The sequence below is a fragment of the Acidaminococcus intestini DSM 21505 genome, from assembly GCF_000425045.1.
GTDB classification, from domain to species: domain Bacteria; phylum Bacillota; class Negativicutes; order Acidaminococcales; family Acidaminococcaceae; genus Acidaminococcus; species Acidaminococcus intestini.
Map to the genome: position 1 here is coordinate 1 of NZ_AULA01000005.1, position 19,620 is coordinate 19,620.

Annotated in this window: 18 protein-coding genes, 2 rRNA genes, 1 pseudogene and 2 other annotated features; of the genes and pseudogenes, 11 read left to right on the top strand and 10 right to left on the bottom strand. The window is 50.8% G+C overall.

Annotated features, from left to right (window positions below; all coding sequences use genetic code 11):
* Together H503_RS0101950 and rrf are read left to right on the top strand one after the other, a co-directional pair.
* Positions 1-79: ribosomal RNA gene (locus H503_RS0101950) — 23S ribosomal RNA — on the top strand; the annotation flags it as partial.
* Between the two features lie 83 nt (positions 80-162).
* Positions 163-279 (top strand): 5S ribosomal RNA (gene rrf, locus H503_RS0101955).
* 37 nt (positions 280-316) lie between these two features.
* Here rrf and H503_RS12925 read toward each other — a convergent pair.
* The 7 genes and pseudogenes from H503_RS12925 to ilvD all read right to left on the bottom strand — a co-directional run.
* Positions 317-1,056 (bottom strand): annotated as a pseudogene (locus H503_RS12925) (transposase); the annotation flags it as partial.
* A gap of 282 nt (positions 1,057-1,338) precedes the next feature.
* Positions 1,339-1,839 carry an acetolactate synthase small subunit gene (ilvN, locus tag H503_RS0101965; protein ID WP_009016370.1) on the bottom strand — a complete coding sequence of 167 codons (501 nt, stop codon included), beginning with the start codon at positions 1,837-1,839 and terminating at the stop codon, positions 1,339-1,341.
* On the bottom strand, positions 1,836-3,554 hold the full coding sequence (ilvB, locus tag H503_RS0101970) for a biosynthetic-type acetolactate synthase large subunit (RefSeq protein WP_022227489.1): 1,719 nt from the start codon (positions 3,552-3,554) through the stop codon (positions 1,836-1,838). Before ilvB ends, ilvN begins: the two co-directional genes overlap by 4 nt.
* 33 nt (positions 3,555-3,587) lie before the next feature.
* Positions 3,588-4,601, bottom strand: coding sequence for a ketol-acid reductoisomerase (gene ilvC / locus H503_RS0101975; RefSeq protein ID WP_009016368.1), 1,014 nt, complete (start codon positions 4,599-4,601; stop codon positions 3,588-3,590).
* A gap of 90 nt (positions 4,602-4,691) precedes the next feature.
* Positions 4,692-4,937: a binding site (T-box leader), on the bottom strand.
* Between the two features lie 125 nt (positions 4,938-5,062).
* Positions 5,063-6,310, bottom strand: coding sequence for an ATP-binding protein (locus H503_RS0101980; protein WP_009016367.1), 1,248 nt, complete (start codon positions 6,308-6,310; stop codon positions 5,063-5,065).
* A gap of 56 nt (positions 6,311-6,366) precedes the next feature.
* Positions 6,367-7,371 (bottom strand): bile acid:sodium symporter family protein, encoded by a 1,005-nt coding sequence (locus tag H503_RS0101985; protein ID WP_009016366.1) that lies wholly within the window; start codon positions 7,369-7,371, stop codon positions 6,367-6,369.
* Between the two features lie 19 nt (positions 7,372-7,390).
* Positions 7,391-9,043 (bottom strand): dihydroxy-acid dehydratase, encoded by a 1,653-nt coding sequence (gene ilvD, locus H503_RS0101990; protein ID WP_009016365.1) that lies wholly within the window; start codon positions 9,041-9,043, stop codon positions 7,391-7,393.
* Between the two features lie 68 nt (positions 9,044-9,111).
* Positions 9,112-9,341 (bottom strand) — a binding site (T-box leader).
* Positions 9,342-9,633: 292 nt separating this feature from the next.
* Here ilvD and H503_RS0101995 point away from each other — a divergent pair.
* The 3 genes from H503_RS0101995 to H503_RS11730 are packed head-to-tail and all read left to right on the top strand — an operon-like array spanning position 9,634 to position 11,950.
* Positions 9,634-10,821, top strand: coding sequence for a hypothetical protein (locus H503_RS0101995; RefSeq protein WP_014128027.1), 1,188 nt, complete (start codon positions 9,634-9,636; stop codon positions 10,819-10,821).
* A 24-nt stretch (positions 10,822-10,845) separates the two neighbouring features.
* Positions 10,846-11,232, top strand: coding sequence for a zinc-binding metallopeptidase family protein (locus H503_RS12665; protein WP_248604823.1), 387 nt, complete (start codon positions 10,846-10,848; stop codon positions 11,230-11,232).
* Positions 11,168-11,950 carry a M20/M25/M40 family metallo-hydrolase gene (locus H503_RS11730; RefSeq protein ID WP_248604824.1) on the top strand — a complete coding sequence of 261 codons (783 nt, stop codon included), beginning with the start codon at positions 11,168-11,170 and terminating at the stop codon, positions 11,948-11,950. The genes H503_RS12665 and H503_RS11730 overlap by 65 nt, the downstream gene beginning before the upstream one ends.
* 38 nt (positions 11,951-11,988) lie before the next feature.
* Here H503_RS11730 and pdxR read toward each other — a convergent pair whose 3' ends face one another.
* Entirely contained in the window at positions 11,989-13,341 is a 1,353-nt protein-coding gene (pdxR, locus tag H503_RS0102005; protein WP_009015702.1) for a MocR-like pyridoxine biosynthesis transcription factor PdxR, read from the bottom strand.
* 175 nt (positions 13,342-13,516) lie between these two features.
* On the opposite strand from pdxR, the gene H503_RS0102010 reads away from it, so the two are divergent.
* The gene (locus H503_RS0102010; protein ID WP_009015703.1) at positions 13,517-14,080 is read left to right on the top strand and encodes a hypothetical protein; all 564 of its coding nucleotides are present in this window, start codon (positions 13,517-13,519) and stop codon (positions 14,078-14,080) included.
* A gap of 498 nt (positions 14,081-14,578) precedes the next feature.
* Positions 14,579-14,725 (top strand): hypothetical protein, encoded by a 147-nt coding sequence (locus H503_RS12495; RefSeq protein ID WP_014128029.1) that lies wholly within the window; start codon positions 14,579-14,581, stop codon positions 14,723-14,725.
* Between the two features lie 215 nt (positions 14,726-14,940).
* Here H503_RS12495 and H503_RS0102020 read toward each other — a convergent pair whose 3' ends face one another.
* Positions 14,941-15,867 (bottom strand): metal ABC transporter substrate-binding protein, encoded by a 927-nt coding sequence (locus H503_RS0102020; protein ID WP_009015704.1) that lies wholly within the window; start codon positions 15,865-15,867, stop codon positions 14,941-14,943.
* A 186-nt stretch (positions 15,868-16,053) separates the two neighbouring features.
* On the opposite strand from H503_RS0102020, the gene H503_RS0102025 reads away from it, so the two are divergent.
* From H503_RS0102025 to H503_RS0102040, 4 genes are read left to right on the top strand one after another with little or no spacing between them, the layout of a single operon-like run.
* On the top strand, positions 16,054-16,725 hold the full coding sequence (locus H503_RS0102025) for a metal ABC transporter ATP-binding protein (RefSeq protein WP_009015705.1): 672 nt from the start codon (positions 16,054-16,056) through the stop codon (positions 16,723-16,725).
* Positions 16,718-17,533 carry a metal ABC transporter permease gene (locus H503_RS0102030; protein WP_009015706.1) on the top strand — a complete coding sequence of 272 codons (816 nt, stop codon included), beginning with the start codon at positions 16,718-16,720 and terminating at the stop codon, positions 17,531-17,533. The genes H503_RS0102025 and H503_RS0102030 overlap by 8 nt, the downstream gene beginning before the upstream one ends.
* The gene (locus H503_RS0102035) at positions 17,530-17,982 is read left to right on the top strand and encodes a Fur family transcriptional regulator (protein WP_009015707.1); all 453 of its coding nucleotides are present in this window, start codon (positions 17,530-17,532) and stop codon (positions 17,980-17,982) included. The genes H503_RS0102030 and H503_RS0102035 overlap by 4 nt, the downstream gene beginning before the upstream one ends.
* On the top strand, positions 17,972-18,556 hold the full coding sequence (locus tag H503_RS0102040) for a nitroreductase family protein (protein ID WP_009015708.1): 585 nt from the start codon (positions 17,972-17,974) through the stop codon (positions 18,554-18,556). The genes H503_RS0102035 and H503_RS0102040 overlap by 11 nt, the downstream gene beginning before the upstream one ends.
* Before the next feature lie 111 nt (positions 18,557-18,667).
* On the opposite strand, the gene H503_RS0102045 is transcribed toward H503_RS0102040, so the two are convergent.
* Positions 18,668-19,537, bottom strand: coding sequence for a LysR family transcriptional regulator (locus H503_RS0102045; RefSeq protein ID WP_009015709.1), 870 nt, complete (start codon positions 19,535-19,537; stop codon positions 18,668-18,670).
* Positions 19,538-19,620: the final 83 nt, after the last annotated feature.

Sequence of the window (19,620 nt, forward strand, 5' to 3'; positions counted from 1 at the left end):
TACAAGGTTGATAGGCAGGATGTGTAAGCACAGCAATGTGTTAAGCTGACCTGTACTAATATGTCGAGGGCTTGACTTAAGGGCCAAGTTTTCATCGAAGTCCGAAAAGGACAAGGAAGTCTCTTCATGAAGTTTTGAGGGCTCATGCCTTCAACAACATAATCCGGTGACGATAGCTAAGGGGTTCCACCTGTTCCCATGCCGAACACAGCAGTTAAGCCCTTAAACGCCGAAAGTACTCGACTGGAAACGGTCCGGGAGGATAGGAAGTTGCCGGTTGGATTGACACCTCACTTGCTTTAGGCAGTGAGGTGTTTTTCTTATGTCTGATCTTAAGAGCTTGGACTAAGCCAATCATGTGAAAACGATCTTCCACGATGCGCGCCTTGGGGAAGATTGTTTTTATGACTGAACGGAACTGCATAGACATGTCCATTGTGACAAATTCTACTTTTCGTTGTTCACTCATTGGGAATTGATAGAAATACTGGAGCAGAGCCGGTGTGGTTCGTGCCGGAAGAATGTCCATTATCCGCTTGTTTTCAGAGTCAGTGATGATGACTTGGTACTTCTGACCGGCAGCATTTCCTTTAAATTCATCGATGGAAAGCACGCGGGGAAGGTGACTGGGACGAGGAATATGGACTTCATTAAAGACACGAATGACCTGGCTGGTGCTGACATGGCATCGTCTGGCCACTTCTTGGAAAGAAAGGTGTTGACGCAGCTCCTGGAGCATGACTTGTTGAAGCGAGGAAGAGGTTTGGAAATACGGAGAGGCAAAGGGGCTCTACTCGTTAACTGTGTGACCACAGCTGCATCTATAGCGCCTCTAGCGATACGGGAGATGCAACTCTTGATGAGAAGTGGGGAATGTTTGATGAGGCGCGTATAGCAGCCCTTTACGCGTCTTGTAGCGGCCTTACAATGAGGGCAGATGTGTTCTTGAGGCGGCAGCTGAACCGCTAAAACCAAGGCTGATTCCGTTTCCTTTAAATTTTGAATCCATTCCTCTTTAATTCCTGTTAATTTTTCGATATAATCTAGAGAAGGCATATGTATTCAACTCACTTTCTTTATTGTTTGATCACTTTAATTGTAGAGGATTTGAGTGCATATGCCTATTTTTTTATTGAAAAAAAGTAGGCGCTGAGAGGACACGCACCCAGGCGGTCACGTTAGCGCCCCAAAATAAATTATAGAACTGTTTTTTATATGACGGTAGGAGCAATACCTTTATTGGGTATAAAGATTTCTGCTGCCGGTTGGGAAAATAAGGGACTAAAAAATAGCTGAGAAGAAATGAGATTTACAATTCTTCTCAGCTATTTTTTGCGCTTAACAGTTCTTTAAGGGAATAAGTCCTCTTGAAAGGGAAATCTGCCCGGTACGGGCAATTTCCAGGATCTCATATTGGCAGAGCATAATCAAGGTGGCTTCCACATGATCTTCTCGGCCTGTAATGCGAAAGACCAGGGATTCCGGCTGGACGTCAACAATCTTGGCATGAAAGAGTTCTGCCAGGTTGGAAAGTTCGCAGCGAATGGTTGGCGTGGGGCACTTAACCTTTACCATGGCCAGCTCGTAACTCACATAAGGGGCTTCATCAAGGTTAACGACTTTGATGACATCGATGAGTTTTGCCAGCTGGTTGATGGCCTGGTCCAGTTCGGCCTTATTTTCCACGGTGACGACGATGTTGATGCGTGTCACGTCCGGCTCTTCCGTATAGCCAGCATTGATGCACTCAATGTTGATGGCGCGGCGGCTGATGAGGCCGGCAACATGGGTCAAGACACCGGGTTTATTGTCGCAGAGGATGGCTAAATGCTGTCTCATTGAGGAGCACCTTCTTTCCATTCTGGATCGGTAAGGATCATTTCGTCAAGGCGCCTGCCGCCGGGAACCATGGGGTAGACTTTTTGTTCCGACGGAATGATCACCTTAAGCAGGGCGGGACCCGGTGTTTCAAAAAGCTGGTCCAGCCCCTGTTTAAGGTCGTCAGGGGAAGCGGCTGTAAAACTTGGTACATCCATGGCGCGGGCGACCTTTGCCATATCAGGAAAATCATTGATGACGGATGCCGCCTGTCTTCCGCCGTAGAAGAGGCGCTGCCACTGGTTGACCATACCCAGGACCCCGTTTTGGAGAACAATGACTTTGACTTCGACCGCATAGCGATGAAGGGTGGAAAATTCCTGGCAGTTCATGAGAATGCTGCCATCTCCCGTAAAGAGGACAACCTTGCATTTGGGGCAGCCCACCTTGGCTCCCAGAGCTGCCGGAAGGCCATACCCCATGGTTCCCAAACCGCCGGAAGTAATGAAGCGGCGGGGGGCTGCAAGAGGAAAGAACTGGGCGGCCCACATCTGGTGCTGCCCCACATCGGTTACGATGACTGTATCCTCATCGGTATAGGTTTTGGCAGCGTTAAAGAGTGCTTCTGGTGTAATGACGCCTTTTTGGGGCACTGAGGCAAAGGGATGCTGTCTTTTGTTGAGAAGTACCTTCTCGCGCCAGGATCCATATTGGGCTTGGAGGGACTTTTCGTCAAGGGCTTTGATCTTTTTGATAAAAAGGGGAAGGGACCAGCGCAGGTCTCCATTGACGCTGATATCGGCATGGACAATCTTGTTGATTTCGACTTTATCGATATCGAAATGAACAATCTTGGCGTTGGGGGCAAAGTTTTCCACGTCACCAGTGACGCGGTCATCAAAGCGTGCCCCGAAGCTAAGGAGCAGGTCACAGTCGGTAATGCCCATGTTGGACGCATAGGATCCGTGCATACCGGCCAGACCCAGTTGGAGGTCCCAACTGTCGGGGATGGCCCCTTTGCCCATGAGGGTTGTGACGACAGGAACACCAAGGGATTTTACAAGCGTACGAAGCAAGGACGCCGTTTCACTGAGAATCAGGCCGCCCCCCGTGAGGATGAGGGGCTTCCTAGCTTCTTTGAGGGCTTCGACGGCTTCATCGATGTCTTTTTCGTCGCCCTTGATGCTGCCCTTATAGCCGCGGAGGCGGACCGAATCAGGGTAGGAGAAGTCAAGCTCGGCATCAAAGACATCTTTGGCAATATCGACAAGGACCGGACCGGGCCGTCCCGTGGAAGCAATGTAAAAAGCTTCCTTGATGACACGGGGCAGTTCCTTGACGTTTTTTACAAGATAGTTGTGTTTGGTAATGGGGGTCGTAATACCCGAAATATCCGCTTCCTGAAAGGAGTCACGGCCGATGAGGGTGGTGGCGACCTGACCGCTGATGACAACCAGGGGAATGGAATCCATGGCCGCTGTAGCAATGCCTGTTACCATATTGCAGACACCTGGTCCGGAGGTGGCAAAGGCAACTCCGGTATGTCCCGTTGCCCGGGCGTAGCCGTCTGCCGCATGGACAGCTCCCTGTTCATGACCGGTAAGGACATGGGTAATGTCCGATTGATCCAGTTCGTTATAGAGCGTTAGGACAGAACCGCCGGGGTAGCCGAAGACCACCTGAACCTGTTCTTTTTTGAGGCACTCAATGAGGGCCCGTGCACCAATCATCTTCATGATGGTCTCCTTTTCTCTCCCGTTGGGGGCTTATCAGTCTTTTTGGTCGTTGTCGTGGAGCCAAGGCATCATATCGCGCAGTTTGGCACCAACTGTCTCCAAAGGATGCTGGGCGGCCTGTCTGCGCAGAGCCAGGAAGTGGGCCCTGCCGCCAGCTTTATTTTCAAGGAGCCAGTCCTTGGCGAAGGTCCCATCTTGGATATCGGAAAGGACTTCCTTCATGGCTTTTTTGGTGGCTTCTTTCGGGACAACCCGTTTACCGCTTGTATAGTCACCATATTCTGCCGTATCACTGATGGATTTTCTCATCTTGGCCATGCCGCCTTCATACATGAGATCCACAATCAGCTTCATCTCATGGAACGTTTCAAAATAGGCAATTTCCGGCTGATAGCCAGCTTCGCATAAAGTTTCGAAGCCGTTGGTGATGAGCTGGCAGATACCGCCGCACAAAACGGCCTGTTCCCCAAAAAGGTCCGTTTCCGTTTCTTCTTGGAAGGTCGTCTGGATGACACCGGCTCTGGTTCCCCCAATACCGCGGGCATAGGCCAGGGCAAGATCGAAACACTTTCCTGTCGCGTCCTGTTCAACGGCAAAGACATCGGGGACACCACCGCCTTCGACAAAGGTTCGGCGAACAAGGTGACCTGGGCCCTTGGGGGCGACCATGAAGACATCTACGTCAGCAGGGGGCACAATCTGTTTGAAATGGATATTGAATCCATGGGCAAAGGCAAGGGCGCTGCCTTTTTTGAGGTTCGGACCGATTTCGTCCTTATAGACATCGGCCTGTTTTTCATCAGGGATGAGGACCATGGTGACGTCCGCTTCAGCAACCGCTTCACTGACCGTCTTGACGGAAAGACCCGCTTTTCGGGCAGCTTCTGCGGAATGGCTGTCCTTATAAAGCCCTACGACAACATCTACACCGCTTTCCTTGAGATTCAGGGCATGGGCGTGTCCTTGGCTGCCATAGCCGATGATGGCGACTTTCTTTCTTTTCAGTACTTCCCAATTGACATCTTGATCATAAAATACCTTTGCCATGTTCTTTACCTCTTTCTCTTCCTTGCAGGGGGGTTGATACGTTTGGTCGGCATCGATGCCGTTTTTGCTAAAATAAAAAGATCCGTCCCTTTAAGGGACGGATTCAAAAGTCCGCGTTACCACCCTGATTCCTGGCCTCTTACGAGATCCAGACGCTCTCAAACGTACCAACATACGCGTTTCCTATAACGGGGAACGGCCGTCAGCACTTACCGCCAAAGCTTCAGCACTTCTCTTCAGGGAGGATTTTCACAAGCGGTCCCAACACCGGCTCGCACCAACCGCCGGCTCTCTGGAGCGGTCACGCCCGTTACTCTTTCCCATCGTTAGATTTTTTGTTATGGACTTGTTAAAAAGTATGAATGCATTGTAGCGAAAAAATGGCAATGCGTCAACAAAAAAATCCATCTTTCTTCTAAATGTACCATAAAATAAATTAAAGTGTAACCTTAGAAACAGGATTAAATAGATTTGTCCTTTTTGAGAAAACACTGCCCTACATACCATGTCACAAACTGATGGGCAATCCGTCCATTGCGCCCAGAATGTTCCATTTCCCAGCGCACGGCTTCGACTCGGAGTTCTTCTCGGGAAAGCGCAATCCCTTTCTTGGACAGTTCATGGGCAATGATATCAAGGTATTCTTCTTGGGACAGCTTGCCATAATGAAGGATGAGTCCAAAACGGTCTGAAAGGGAGATGGACTCGTTCGTGTGGTCGTCGCGGTAGACATCATCTGCATCATCCTTCCGGTCCTTCCAGGTTTCTTTGATGAGATGGCGGCGGTTGCTTGTCACATAAAGCAGGACGTTTTCCGGCTGGGACGTGACGCTGCCGTCAATGGCTGATTTGAGGATCTTGTATTCCTGTTCTCCCTCGTCAAAGGATAGGTCATCCAAAAAAAGCACAAAACGATAGTGCTTTTCTTGGCCGAGGAGGGATAGAAGACGGGGCAGGTGGTCCAGTTGGGTTCGCTCCATTTGGACAAGGCGCAGACCTTTTTCTCCAAAGCGGGAAACCATGGCTTTGACCAGGGTGGATTTTCCCGTTCCCCGGGCCCCGGTGAGCAGCACATTGTTACCTTTCTTTCCTGCTGCAAAAACGGCCGTATTGTCAAGGAGGGCTGTTTTTTGCGCCTCGTAGCCCAAAAGGTCCCTATCGTCGTAATGGGGAAAATCGGAAATACCGACAAGGAGGCCGTCTTCATCAAGGCGAAAGGCGTCAAATTCAGAAAAAAGACCGGATCCATAGCTTTCGTAGTGGGACAAAACGATTGTTGCCCCTTCGTCCGGGTCCTTGGCCGATAAGAGGGCCTGCAAAAGGGCAATTTCCCCTTTACGGGCATGGTGTATCGTGGGCTCGTAATGAGCTAGGAGCGGGGACAGGGAAAGGTCACACGGGTCCAGGAAAAGATAGGGCCAGAGAATCGATAGGTCATGCTGGAGGGCCTTTTTGAGAGAGGGTCCTGTCTGCTGCCCTTTTTCCAGAAAGCGGGACAGGGGAAGGCTGGCGCCTCCCAAAAGGTGGACGAGATAAGTGGCCGGAAGGCGGCCCCAAAGCCCTAAGGTCTCGGCTTTTTCCACAAGCTGGGCACTTAAGGAAGGGGCTGCCTTACCGCTTTGAGCAGCTTTGGAAAGCGCTGCTATGATAGGATCTGTCAAAAGACCGTGAAAGGCCAGGAGTGCTTCCAGGGGTGGTAGGTTCAGCATGGGATTCCTCCTTTATTATGAAAAAAGGAGCTGCCTAAGGCAGCTCCTTGTGGGGATCAGGCTTTTGCAGGAGCTGATTCCAAGACGGTCTGTTCTTTTTCGTAATCCGGGTCAAAGCGGGGATTGAGGACGTTGAGATAGAGATAGGCCAAGACGGCACCGGAAATATTGTGCCAAGCAGAAAAGACAGCACCAGGCACAGTAGCTGTCGGCATGGCGGCAAAATGGGCTTTGGCAAGCCCCACGGCAAGTCCGGAATTCTGCATGCCCACTTCGATGGAAAGGGCCACTGCTTTTTTCCAAGGAAGTCCGACCAGTCTTGCCACAGCAAAGCCCAAGGCATAGCCCAGGCAGTTGTGCAGGATGACAACGAGGAAGATGACGCCTACATTGGCTAGGATGGCCGCTTTACTGGCTCCGATGACACCGCCGATGATTAGGCTGATGGCAAGGGCAGAGACAGCCGGTGTATAGTCCGTTGCCGCACGGGCAAGTCTCGGCAGGAAGGTCCGGAGGGCCACGCCAAGGCAGATGGGAAGAATGACGATCTGGAGGATACTCAAAAACATGCCCACAGGATCAAAGGCAATCTTTTCCCCAATGAGGAGATAGGTGATAAAAGGCGTCAGAATCGGTGACAGGACGGTCGATACGCTCGTCATGGTGACCGATAGGGCCAGATCCCCTTTGCTCATGAAGGTAATGACGTTGCTCGATGTGCCGCCTGGGCAGGTGCCGACCAGAACGACACCGACTGTAAGGGCCGGACTCAGGTCAAAGGCGCGGGAGAGCAGATAGGCAAGGAAAGGCATAATAAAAAACTGCGCCACAGCGCCCAAGAGGACGTCTTTTGGCCGCTTGAAGACGAGAACAAAATCCTTAAGGGACAGGGTGGTCCCCATCCCAAACATAACAACACCAAGGAGCAGGCTCAGGACAGAGACACTGCCCACTTTGCCGAGGACCCAGCGGAAAAGGCCGGGATCCATAAAGCCTAGGACAAGGAACGCAACGGCAAGGAGGCCGAAATATTTTCCAATCAAGGCACAAAAGTTTTTCATAGGTAAGACTTCCTTTCGATTATTTCATGACAGCGCCCGTATTGGCGCTTGTAACAAGGCGGGCATAGCGGGATAGGTAACCCGTCTTGACTTTTGGTTCCGGTCTTTTCCAAGCGGCTTTTCTTCTTGCAAGTTCCGCCTCATCAACCAGCAGCTCGAGTCGGCGATTCGGAACGTCGACGAGGATCCTGTCCCCATCTTTGACAAGGGCGATGGGACCGCCTTCCATGGCTTCCGGGGAAATGTGGCCGACGCAGGCACCGCGGCTGGCTCCGGAGAAGCGGCCGTCCGTCAGGAGAGCAACCTTGAGCCCCATACCTGTAATGACGGCTGTGGGGTTGAGCATTTCCCGCATACCCGGGCCGCCCTTCGGGCCTTCGTAGCGAATGACGACGACATGACCTTCCTTGATTTCACCGCCCGTAATGGCCTTGATGGCTGCTTCTTCCGAATCGTAGCATTTGGCTGTTCCTTCATAAGTCAGAAGCTCTTTTTCCACAGCGCTTTCCTTGATGACGCTGCCCAAAGGCGCAAGGTTTCCTTTGAGGATGGCAATACCGCCCTTATTCATGTAGGCGTTGTCAATGTCATGGATGACTTCATGGTTTTCGACGAAAGCATGGGCCAGACGGTCCTTTAGGGGACCTGTCACGGTGAGGCAGTCCGTATGGATGAGGCCAATTTTTGTCAGTTCCTTCATGACCGCGGAAATGCCGCCTGCTTCGTCAAGGTCCTGCATATGGTAGGAACCGCCAGGGCTCATCTTCGTGATATAGCGGGCCTTGCGGCTGATTTCATCAAAAAGGTCAAGGGATAGATCGACGCCTGCTTCGTGAGCGATGGCCGGCAAGTGTAGAACCGTATTGGTTGAGCCGCCAATGGCCATGTCAACGGCAATGGCATTTTCAAAGGCTTCAAGGGTCATGATGTCGCGGGGAAGGACATTTTTCTTTACAAGATCCATGACTGCCCAGCCGGCTTTTTTTGCCAGCATGCGGCGGCGTCCGGAATAAGCGGCCGGAATGGTACCGTTACCTGCTAGCCCCATGCCCAATACTTCGGTCAGGCTGTTCATGGTATTTGCTGTAAATAAGCCGGCGCAGGAGCCGCAGCTCGGGCAGGCTCGGAATTCCATGGCTTCCATTTCATCGGCCGATAGTTCGCCGGCTTCAAATTTTCCGGCTGCTTCAAACATGGTGCTGACACTGATGTCGCGCCCTTTCCAGCGGCCGGCAAGCATGGGGCCGCCGCTGACGACGACAGTGGGGATGTTGAGCCGTCCGGCTGCCATGAGCATGCCCGGCACGATTTTGTCGCAGTTGGGAATCATGACCAGTCCGTCAAAGGCATGACCATTCGCTACAGCTTCGATGGAATCGGCAATGAGTTCGCGGCTCGCGAGAGGATATTTCATGCCGTCATGGCCCATGGCAATGCCGTCACAGATGGCGATGGCAGGAAATTCAACGGGCATGCCGCCTGCTTCGGCCACACCCATCTTCACAGCATCGGCAATTTCCCGCAGGTGCATATGGCCGGGTACGATTTCGTTGAAGGAATTGACAACGCCAATCATGGGACGCTGCAGTTCTTCATTGGTGTAGCCCATGGCATGGAACAGGCTGCGGTGGGCAGAACGTTGGGATCCTTTTTTTGTGATATCACTTCTCATGATACAGACCTCTCTTTCATAACAATTGGAGTGCAGGGAAATCAGGGTATAAAAAAACGCCCCTCATCATGAGGGACGAAATGATTCGCGGTACCACCCTTATTCCCATCCGGATGAATGGGCACTCAACGTACTGACATACGCGTTTCCACTAACGGGGATCAATCGTCAGGACTTACTGGATTCAGTCCTGCTCCTCAGGGAGGATCTTCGTCTGCGGCCAGATTCCGGCTTTCACCAAGCGCCGGCTCTCTGTAATCTGGTGGAACAGAGTACTTGTTCCCGTCATTGGATTTGTAACCTATTTGAGTTGACATGTGAAATTCTATCCATCTATTGTGGACTTGTCAAGCTATTTTTTAAGAAAAGGACCGCATTGTTTTAAATTGTCAGGATTGAAACAGAAACGAATCGACAAAGGGGAAGATAAAGGGATGAGACCTGTTTTTTTGAGAATAAAAAACAAAAAGTCAGCTTTCCATTGACAAATATAAACAATATAGATAAAATAACTAACTATATTTAAAATCATTGTATATGTTATGGAAACAATCCTGTTGTATGTCTACTGGAAGTAGGGGGAATGGCTGATGGAAATGTGGACTTCGCTTTTGATTGTCCTTGCTGTCTTTGCTTTGGGCGATGTGATTTCGATCCTTACGAAGGCGCGGATTTCGTCCTTGTTTGTCATTATGATGACCTTCCTGATCCTTTTCCTGACCCATACGATTCCTCCGGATATCGTCAAACGGGCCGGTCTGGGGACCTTGGGCCCCATTGCCATTGGCATGCTCCTTGTTAATATGGGATCCAGTGTGGATGTGAGGATGCTCAAAAGGGAGTGGCGCAGCGTAGCAGGAAGCATCATTTCCATGATCATTGCTGTCGTGAGCTGTTTGGCCATGATTCCCCTTATTGGTCGGGAAAATGCCCTTGCCTCGGCGCCCGTCATCAATGGCGGCGTGATTGCGACCAATACGATGGTAGCGGCCGCCCTTGAAAAGGGTTTGCCCTTGACCGCGGCTTTGGCCGCTTTTCTATATGCTACACAGAAATTTGTCGGTACCTTGCCGGCTTCCTATTTTGGCCTTCGAGCCGCGCGGCGTTATTTGGCTGATTTTCGCCGTGCCAAAAAAGATGACCCCACCTTTGTGTTTGCTTCCCAAAGGGCAGAAAACAATCCGCGGCGCCAAACCTTTGCTGAGCGGCATGGACGGCACTATACCGCCTATATTTGCCTTTTCATTGGAGCCTTGTGCAGCTATGTCGGTTTTTGGGGCGGTGTCTTTACCCATAAATGGGTGGGCCTGACCATTTGGTGTATGCTCTTTGGCATTGGCCTTCGGGCCTTGGGCCTTGTGCCGCCCAATTTCATGAAGAATCATGGGGCGTCGACGGGATTTTTCATGTTTGGGGTCCTTACCGTCATTGTGCCTTCCCTTGCCAAAGTGGATCTGTCCATGCTGCCCCAACTGGGATTTTTCGTGGCCTGTGTCTTTGCGCTCACGCTTTTGGGGATTGTCGTCATATTCAAGGTTCTTCCCGTATGGAAGATTGTTGGGGATAGGGACCTTGCCATCGGTATTGCTATGTGCCAGATGATTGGCTATCCTGGAACGCAGCTCATCAGTGACGAAATTGCAAAGACCGTAGGCGAGACCGATGAGGAAGTGGATTATCTTTCAACCCGCATCGGGACGGCTTATGTCATTTCAGGCTTTACATCGGTCACGATTTTTTCCATCATCGTTGCCAGTATCATGGCTCACCTCCTATAATGGGGAGAGAAAGGAGAAGCGCTAGTGAAACCCATACTTGAAGAGTTTAGGGAACTTGTAGGCATTGACTGTGCGTCCGGAAAGGAACGGATGCTGGCTGATGTTCTAAAAAGGAAACTGGAAGCCTTGGGCTTTACCGTAAGGGAAGACGAGGCAGGCCGCACGTTTGGCGGCGATACGGGAAACCTCATTGCCATCCTTCCTGGAACGAGGAAGGGATCCGTCCTGTTTTGCAGCCATATGGACCGGGTCAAGAACGGCCATGGCATCAAGGTTAGGGAAAAGGACGGCGTGCTGTATTCTGGAGGTGATACGATTCTCGCTGCCGACGATGTGAGCGGCATCTGTGCTATCCTGGACGGTGTACGTCGTACCTACCCTTTCTTCAGGGAATCCCCATCCGCGCATTGAAATTGCCTTCACCGTCGGTGAAGAAGCCGGCCTTTTTGGTGGTAAGGCCTTGGATCTTTCGGTTTTTCAGAGCTCCTGCTGCTTTGTCCTGGACAGTCCCGGTCTTTTGGGGCGGCTCGTCAATGGGGCCCCCGGTCATGTCCGTTTTGCCATCCACGTCAAAGGAAAACCGGCCCATGCCGGTAATGAGCCGGAAAATGGCATCAATGCGGCCCATATTCTCTGTCACATCTTGGATACCCTGCCCGATGGGCGCGTGAATGAAGAACTGGTGGCTAATTTCCCCATACTGGGAACGGGCAATGAGTCAACCAATGTAGTCTGTGCCGACGCCTGGGCAAAGGGGGAAGCAAGGAGCCGGAATCTTGAAGAACTTTCCCGGTACGCTGAATTTGTCAAGACCCATGCTGAAGACTGCGCTAAAAAGACGGGGGCTCTTGTAAGTGTGGAAAAAGAACTTCTTTATGAACCCTTCCTCATTGAGGAAACGGCGCCCATCCTTCAAAAGGCCAAAAAAGCCCTGAGGCGCCTCGGCCTTACAGCCCGTGTCGAGGCTGGCGGGGGCGGCATGGATGCCAATATCTTTAATGCCAAGGGCCTCACTAGTCTTGGCATTGCTACAGGCTACAGCAAGAACCACACCTTGGAGGAAAATCTTGATGAGCTAAGCTTTATCAAGAGCGGCCGCCTTGTGGAACTTCTTATTGAAGACAGTTAAAAAATCCCTGGCACGCAGTTTCGTGTGCCAGGGATTTTTTAACTGTCTTCAAGGGCTTTTTTTAGGGCTTCAATACCGGGAGCAATGTCTTCTTTGGCAATTCCTGCAAAAGATAGGAGAAATTCCGGTTTTTTGCTGTCTGTGGAAGATGTAATGGGGGTGATTTTGATGCTGTGCTGGCTTGCTTTTTCAGCAAGTGCTTGGGCGCTCATTTCATAGGAAAGGGCGATATGAAGGTCAAGGCCTGATTCAAGGCTGAGGAATGTAACTCTTTTGCCAAAGATGCGCTGTAGGGTGTCTTGGAGAAGGACGCTTTTTTCCCGATAGCGATTGCGCAGTTTTTTTACGTGTCGCGTTAAGTGGCCTTCCTCAATATAGGATGCAAGGGCCAGTTGCTCTACTGTGGACGAAGTCTGGTTGTAAAAAGGGGCTATTTTTTGAAAGCGGGGAAGAAAGCTTTCCGGCAGGACCAAATAGCTGATACGCAGGCTTGGCAGCATGGTTCGGGAAAAGGATCCGACATAGATGATGCGCTCACGATTGCCAAAACTGTGTAGGGCTGGGACCGGATGATGGAGATAGCGGAATTCCCCATTGTAATCATCTTCGAGGAGATAGACCCGTTCAAATTGTGTTGCGACAATGAGGTTGCTTCGTTCCTTTTCCGAAAGGGCCCGCCCTTTGTAGGGGTTTGTGGGACTGACAACGAGCAGTTCCGGCCATGATTTGGAGGGAACAGCGGGGTCATAGCGATCCGTGGTCCATCCCATGAGGTGAAACATCCATTCAGCTTGGGGAAAGCCGGGAGCTTCGAAACTGACTCGTTTTTCCTCGACAGGAAGCAGAGGGATGAGTATGGACAAAAGGGACTGGAGACCGGCGCCGACAAGGATCTGTTCCGGGCGGCAGACAACTCCCCTTGATTGGTAGCTGTAGCGGGCAAGGACTTCCCGGAGACGAGGTTCCCCTTGGGGATCGCCGTAACCTGAGAGCGTATCAGGACTGTGCAGGACACGGCTGATGGCGCGGCGCCAGAGCACGGTGTCAAAAGTGGTCGTGTCAATGTAATGGTTGGCAAAATTAAAGGAAGGACGGTGGAAAGACTCCTCCTGCAAGGGGGGCATTTCCACTGGTACTGCCGGTTTGGTGAGGGTAATGCGGAAGCCGCGGCTTGGCAGGTTCTGTACATATCCTTGATCGATGAGGATCTCATAGGCTGCTTCCACGGTTGTGCGGCTCACTTTGAGGTCTTTTGTGAGTTTGCGGATGGAAGGCAGCATGTCTCCGCCCTGCAGATGATCTTCCTGAATCTCATCCCGAAAGTAACGGGCCAGTTGTTTATAGAGGGGCTGTCCATCTTTTTTTGCCTTAAAATTAAAGGTTGTTGTCATGGTGTGACCTTCTTAGTTGAAATATCTCCCCTATTTTATCATATTTTGGGCTTTTTGCAGCCATCCCAGAATCGATTTTTTGGAAAGAAGGATTGAGAAAAGCCGAAAGAGTCGATATAATGAAAAGATAAAATGGCTTTATTACAGGAAAAGCGTTTGTGGGAAGGGGAACCAGATGCGTAAATTTTTGGCGCTTAGCGCCTTCTTACTCTTATTGGCGGCGGGCTTTCTCCCTCAAGGGGAAGCGGCTCAGTTCTTTGCCCAGCATTATACCTTTACGGCAGAAGGCCAGTTGCAGCCCCCGCTTTCCGTAGAATTTGTCAAAGGGGATGTGCGGCCCATCAGTGCTGTCCTTGCTGGTCTTCATGATGGGGCAAAGGTCATGACCCTTGCTTATCATGAACATGGACAGATTGCCCTCTATTCTTTCCAAAAAGGGAACCAATATGTTCTTTATCGGCTTCGCTTCCGAGAGAACCAGGAGGATCTGTTGATCCTGTCCTATGGACCGCGGGGTGCGGGAAAGACGGAACTGAGGGACCTTTCCGTCATCGGTGCCGACGTGCTGGGGAACGTACGGCCGCTTCCCATTGCTGGGTTCCAGCCAGTGGCAGTCTTTAACAGCCCCCTCCAGATCCGGAAAGATGAAGCCATCCTCTTTCTTGACCGGGCCCCAAAGGTCTTGTCCCTAAAATGGGATGCACAGGCTGAGCAGTACGTGGTAAGCGGGATCCTTTGATCTAGTTTTGATCTGTCAGTGGTCAGCAATAACATCATATGATGAAGGAAGGACCAGGAAAATTCCTTGATTTTCCTGGTCCTTGTTTGTACGCCCGGCATGGGCGCATTCTTAAGGGTGAAAGTCCCTAGACTGCCTTAGTCGGGGGAAAGTCATAGCCGAACACCAAAGGAGACATCGTGAGGTGGAATCTGAAGGAAGGGGCAGGCAAATTTCTGACCTGACAAAGAGAATCCGCATAAGGCCAATTTGAGATGGATAAGGTCGCCAAACAGATTAAAGTCCCATAGCGATTTGGAATCCCAAAGGGTAGATGCGGCAGGTGAAGGGAGAAAAAGAGTGCGTTCTTACCCGGGGAGGCCTCACGAACATGGCTGGATCCATGAAGTTGGCGGCCATGGCCCAAACAAGATTTAGCGTGAGGAGTCAGCTGAGACCATAGTACTGGATGGTCTATAGCCCGTCTAGGAAGAACCGAATTTTAGGAGATGTCAGTTAATGAAGGGAGTCAAGTGGGGAACTAAAATCAGAAAACTTCATAGAGAAGGTTGCCCGCAAAAAGCAGCTGCCAAGCAGCAAGGATATGCGGGAACGCCTATCCCTGTAAGGACTGCCGAACACAACGACATCATTGCAAACTTGTGAGCGGACAGTCTGTTGGGGCAAATCCTGACGCGGGACAACCTGAATGCCGCATACCACGGAGTAAAAGAAATAGCCCGTCATGGTTACATAACCATGACGGGCTATTACAAGCACGTTTATGAAAACTAGGAAACCGCCGTGTACCGAACGGTAACGGTACGCGCGGTGGTGTGAGAGGTGGGGGTTCCACTTGGAAATCCCTTTTACTCAATCGGTCAGCGCAGGCTTTCCTCGATATGGGCGAGGTTTTCCTTCATTCGTTCCAGATAGCCCTTTCCGTTCTCGCTGGTTTCCATGGTGTAGATGGGAACCGTTTTGGCCCCAATTTCCCGGGCTAGGGTTTCCGAGGTCTTGGGACTGACCTCAGATTCCGTAAAGATGGTCTTGATGCCTCGGGCTCGGCAGTAATCCAGGAGACGGGCCATCTGTTTGGCACTTGGTTCTCCTTCGGCAAAGACGGATTCGATACTGTCCATATGGAGCCCAAAATCCCGGCAAAGGTAACCAAAGGCCGCATGGCCGGCAACAAAATCCTTGTGGTCAATCTTTTCAAAACGCGGCTGGTATTCCTGATAAAGGGATTGAAGCTGTTTCTTGTAGGAAGCGGCATTTTTTTTGTAGGTTTCTTTATGGACCGGATCGGCTTGGGATAGGGCATCGGCGATGTTTTGGACTTCAATTTGGGCGGCCGTCAGGCTGAGCCATGCGTGGGGATCATAGGGCCCGTGATGGTGATGCTCCTTTTCCTCAGCGCCGTGATTGTCCTCATCTTCCTCTTCCAGGGGAATGGGGGTGACGCCTTTAGAGGCCTCGACAACGATCAAATTGGGATTTCCTGATGTTTCCGCGATTTTCTGGGCCCACGGTTCCATTCCCAGACCATGGACGATGAGGAGTTTGGCATTGTGCAGGGTCTTCATCTGATCGGCTGTAGGGGAAAACCCATGGGGCTCTGTGCCTTCGGGAATCAAGGAAACGACGTGGATGGCGTCGCCGCCCACTGCCTGCGTAAATTCCTTCATCGCATTGAAACTGACAACCACTGTGAGTTTTTCATCCGCTTTTTTTTCGGTGGGCGCACCGCCGCATCCTGAGGCCAGAAGACCGAGAATGAGAAAGGCTGCAAGAATAAATTTTTTCATGGTACCTCCTTCAATTTGTTGCAAATCATTTGCAATAACAAATTCATTGTACCATGGTCGGATTCGTTCGTCAATAGTTGCAAATGCCTTGCATTTCTATGGGCATCCTTCTATAATAGGAAGACAATAAATGGGTTTCTTGGTGCTGATTGTTTTCCAAGACGCTTTTTGAGAAAGGATTGAGCCATGCTTTCATTATCCCATATTGATTTTGCTTATGAAAAGGGACCCCTTCTCCTTCAGGATTTATGCATGGAAGTCCATGATGGGGACTATGTAGCGGTCGTAGGTGAAAATGGCAGCGGCAAGAGTACGCTCATTAAAATCATGCTGGGCCTCCTGCGTCCTCTTCACGGGACCCTCACTTCCACATTCCGTCAGGCGGCCTATGTCCCGCAGCCCACTGATCTTATCAATAAGCAGTTTCCCATGACCGTGGCTGAACTGCTCCATTTTCAGGCCCGGCTCCTTAAGCTCAAGGATGTTGAGGCAGAACAGCGGGCGTTGGCACAAGTTGGCATGGGCGAATTTCGCAATCATTTGATTGGTGCCCTTTCCGGCGGGCAGTTCCAGCGTGTCCTTGTGGCCCGGGCCCTTCTTGGCAACCCGGACTTCATCATCTTGGATGAACCATCGACGGGCATGGACTTGCGGTCCCAAGAGGCCCTATATCCCCTGATTTCGGAGCTTCATGAAAAAAAGGGGGTTACCATGATTACAGTGGAACATAATCTTCGTTATGCCGCCCACTATGCATCGACCTTCTTCCATATGGTGAGAGGCCGGGGCCATTTCTGTACGCCCGAGGAGTATCTTGCTGAATACGTAGCAGATAATGGAGGTGGTTCCCATGTTTGAATATACCTTCATGCAGAACGCGTTCATTGTAAGCCTATTGATCTCCCTGCTTTGTCCGCTCATTGGTATTTTTCTTGTCCTGCGCCGCTATTCCATGATTGGGGATGCGTTGAGCCATGCTTCCCTTGCAGGGGTAGCCATGGGCCTTCTTTTAAAATCCACACCCATCATGGGAGCCTTCTGGATGACCTCATTTTTTGGCCTTTTGATTGAAGCCCTGCGGGAACGGTTCCGCCGCTATGCAGAGCTGACTCTCGTCATTGTCATGTCTTTTTCTGTGGGGCTTGCCATTACCCTTGTGAGTTCAGGTCTTGTCAAGGCGAATATCGATTCCTTCCTTTTTGGCAGCATCCTCACCGTTGGACGTGAGGAAGTTTATCTTGTGGGGGCTTTGACCTTTGTTTCTGTTCTCGCTGTATGGGGGCTTTATCCCCAGCTTGTCATGCTGTCCTTTGATGAAGATGGTGCCCGCATTTCCGGTGTGCCAAGGCGAGCCATCAATTATGTTTTTTCCCTGCTTGTGGCGGCCACCATTTCTGTTTCCATCCGCATCGTCGGTATCCTTGTCATCAGCTCCCTCATTGCCCTTCCCGTGGCAACCGCCCTGCAGCTGAGGCAAGGCTTCAACCGGACGCTGCTGCTTTCGGTTCTTTTTAGTTTTATCGATATCATGGGCGGTCTAGTGATTTCCTATGAACTGGGGGCAGCTCCCGGTGGAATTACGGCCATACTTTCTGTGATTTTGCTGGTTGCTGTGCTCATCTATCAGGAAATCCAGGACCATCTTCAAGGAGGTGAACGGCGGTGAATGAATCCCTCAAGGCAGAAGACATTATCCGTCAATATGGCCTGAAATTGACCCAGCCCCGTCTTAAGGTCCTGCGTCTTCTTCTTAGCCGACAGGAAGTCCTGACGGCCGATGAAATCTATGAAGCTCTGGTAAAGGAAGGGACAAGCCTCAACTTTTCCACCGTATATCGGACGTTGGAGACTTTTACGGATGAAAAGATTACGGAAAAGGTCCAGATGCCCCAATCGCGGAAGGCCGGGTTTCTCCTTTTTACGATGAGCCATACCCACAACCTGATTTGTTTGGGGTGCCATAAGGTCATTCATATCCATGGCTGCCCGCTTCATGACTTTAGTGAAGACCTTGCCAAAAAGACGGATTTTGATATCGTGGGCCATGACCTGACGCTTTATGGATATTGCACGAACTGCCAAAAAAAGAAAGGTCGTGTTCATCATGACGCGTAAAGAGCAAGAAACCCTTTTTGAAAAATGCCGGACCTATCGGCGCTTTTTGCAGAAACCGCTTCCCGAAGGACTTCTTTCCTATTTGGTGGGAATTGCCCATAAAAGGAGCTGCGGCCGGAATGGACAGGTGCTGTCCTTTTATGCAGCGGTTTCTTCAAAGGCCCTTGCCGCTCTTTTGCCCCATCTTCATTGGGCTGCGGCCCTGCCTAAGGAAATCGGTACGCCTCAAAAAGAGGAGGAACCGGTGGCCCTCATTTTTTTGGTACGCCCCAAGGACGCTTCCCCCATCAGCTTGATCGATGCAGGCATTGCTGTTGATTCTATGGCGTACTGTGCTATGTGTGAAGGCGTCGGGTCGGCAATCCTCGCTGCCCTTGATCGGGCAGCTATCCAGGGGATTCTGGGCCTTGAAAAGGATCAGGAGGTCTTTCTTTGTCTTGCCCTTGGCTATCCAGCCCACAAGAGCACCGTGGTCCCTGTACCGGAAAGCGGAACCCTTGATTATTATGTGGATGAAAAAAGGAATTATTTTGTTCCCAAAAAGAACCTGTCCGATGTCATGACGGTTCTTTAGAAGGTTGGAAGCAAAAAAGCTGTCTCATTCATCGGATTTTTCGATGGATAGGGACAGCCTTTCTGTATTTGTCGTTAAATACAGAATTTTTTATAATAATGGTGCCAAAGTTTACTCTTTGATGCCGAATTTTTGGTTCATGAAATCAACAAAGAGCTTGCTGCTTTCAACTAGCTGGTAATTTTTTCGGTAATACATCCACGTGTCACGCAGGAGAGGCGTTCCCCGCTGTGTGGTCAGTGCTGTCATGGACAGCTCCGGCATTTCCTGACCGCAGCTTTTGGACAGGATGGTGACTCCTAGGCCTTGACGGACCATCTTGAGACATGTATCCATGGCATCTGTTTCAATGGTGATGCGGGGCGGCTCTTTGTAATGCGCGTACCACCAATCGTCCATGACCAGCTGCAGGGCTGGATCGGTGATATAATGGACAAAGGGCAGGTGGGGCAGTTTCTTGAGATCAATGGGATCCCTGCTGAAGACACAGAGGGGATCACGGAGCAGCCTTTTTTTGTGCTCTGACCAATTGTGTTCGCCGCGAATGATGCAGACATGGAATCTGCCTTCGAGAAAATCCTTGTAACGGTTCGTACTAAAGCCGCTTTTGAGGGAGATGTCGATGGCAGGGTACTTTTTCTTGAACTCGCTCAAAAGGCTTGGCATGTGGTACTTGGCAAATACGTTGGAGCAGGCGATGGAAAGGGAACCAAAGGCTTTTCCCACGGGTTTTGCAAGGGCGCTGCGGATTTTTTGATAGCGTTCATCCGCTTCGTTGACGTATTGGACCAGCATCTCCCCCTGACTGGTAAAAAGGATCCCTCGGGGCTGGCGGATGAAAAGCTGGCAGCCGAATTCTGCTTCGAGCCGTTTTAACCGGTCACTGATGGCGGGCTGGGAAATAAAGAGTTTTTTTGCCGTATGGGTAATGTTCTGTTCCTCATAAAGGGTCTTGATAAGAAGGAAATCCTTATCATCCATGAGGGTCCACCTCCTAAGGTAGTAGATTTCATTTTCCTTTATGGAAAACCGTGTCGAAATATAGGGAAAGCTAATTTCATTAT

What these genes read in the sequence shown, in the direction of transcription:
- ilvN (WP_009016370.1), bottom strand. Translation starts at nt 1,839, where the DNA reads ATGAGACAGCATTTAGCCATCCTCTGCGACAATAAACCCGGTGTCTTG.
- ilvB (WP_022227489.1), bottom strand. Translation starts at nt 3,554, where the DNA reads ATGAAGATGATTGGTGCACGGGCCCTCATTGAGTGCCTCAAAAAAGAA.
- ilvC (WP_009016368.1), bottom strand. Translation starts at nt 4,601, where the DNA reads ATGGCAAAGGTATTTTATGATCAAGATGTCAATTGGGAAGTACTGAAA.
- H503_RS0101980 (WP_009016367.1), bottom strand. Translation starts at nt 6,310, where the DNA reads ATGCTGAACCTACCACCCCTGGAAGCACTCCTGGCCTTTCACGGTCTT.
- H503_RS0101985 (WP_009016366.1), bottom strand. Translation starts at nt 7,371, where the DNA reads ATGAAAAACTTTTGTGCCTTGATTGGAAAATATTTCGGCCTCCTTGCC.
- ilvD (WP_009016365.1), bottom strand. Translation starts at nt 9,043, where the DNA reads ATGAGAAGTGATATCACAAAAAAAGGATCCCAACGTTCTGCCCACCGC.
- H503_RS0101995 (WP_014128027.1), top strand. Translation starts at nt 9,634, where the DNA reads ATGGAAATGTGGACTTCGCTTTTGATTGTCCTTGCTGTCTTTGCTTTG.
- pdxR (WP_009015702.1), bottom strand. Translation starts at nt 13,341, where the DNA reads ATGACAACAACCTTTAATTTTAAGGCAAAAAAAGATGGACAGCCCCTC.
- H503_RS0102010 (WP_009015703.1), top strand. Translation starts at nt 13,517, where the DNA reads ATGCGTAAATTTTTGGCGCTTAGCGCCTTCTTACTCTTATTGGCGGCG.
- H503_RS12495 (WP_014128029.1), top strand. Translation starts at nt 14,579, where the DNA reads ATGAAGGGAGTCAAGTGGGGAACTAAAATCAGAAAACTTCATAGAGAA.
- H503_RS0102020 (WP_009015704.1), bottom strand. Translation starts at nt 15,867, where the DNA reads ATGAAAAAATTTATTCTTGCAGCCTTTCTCATTCTCGGTCTTCTGGCC.
- H503_RS0102025 (WP_009015705.1), top strand. Translation starts at nt 16,054, where the DNA reads ATGCTTTCATTATCCCATATTGATTTTGCTTATGAAAAGGGACCCCTT.
- H503_RS0102030 (WP_009015706.1), top strand. Translation starts at nt 16,718, where the DNA reads ATGTTTGAATATACCTTCATGCAGAACGCGTTCATTGTAAGCCTATTG.
- H503_RS0102040 (WP_009015708.1), top strand. Translation starts at nt 17,972, where the DNA reads ATGACGCGTAAAGAGCAAGAAACCCTTTTTGAAAAATGCCGGACCTAT.
- H503_RS0102045 (WP_009015709.1), bottom strand. Translation starts at nt 19,537, where the DNA reads ATGGATGATAAGGATTTCCTTCTTATCAAGACCCTTTATGAGGAACAG.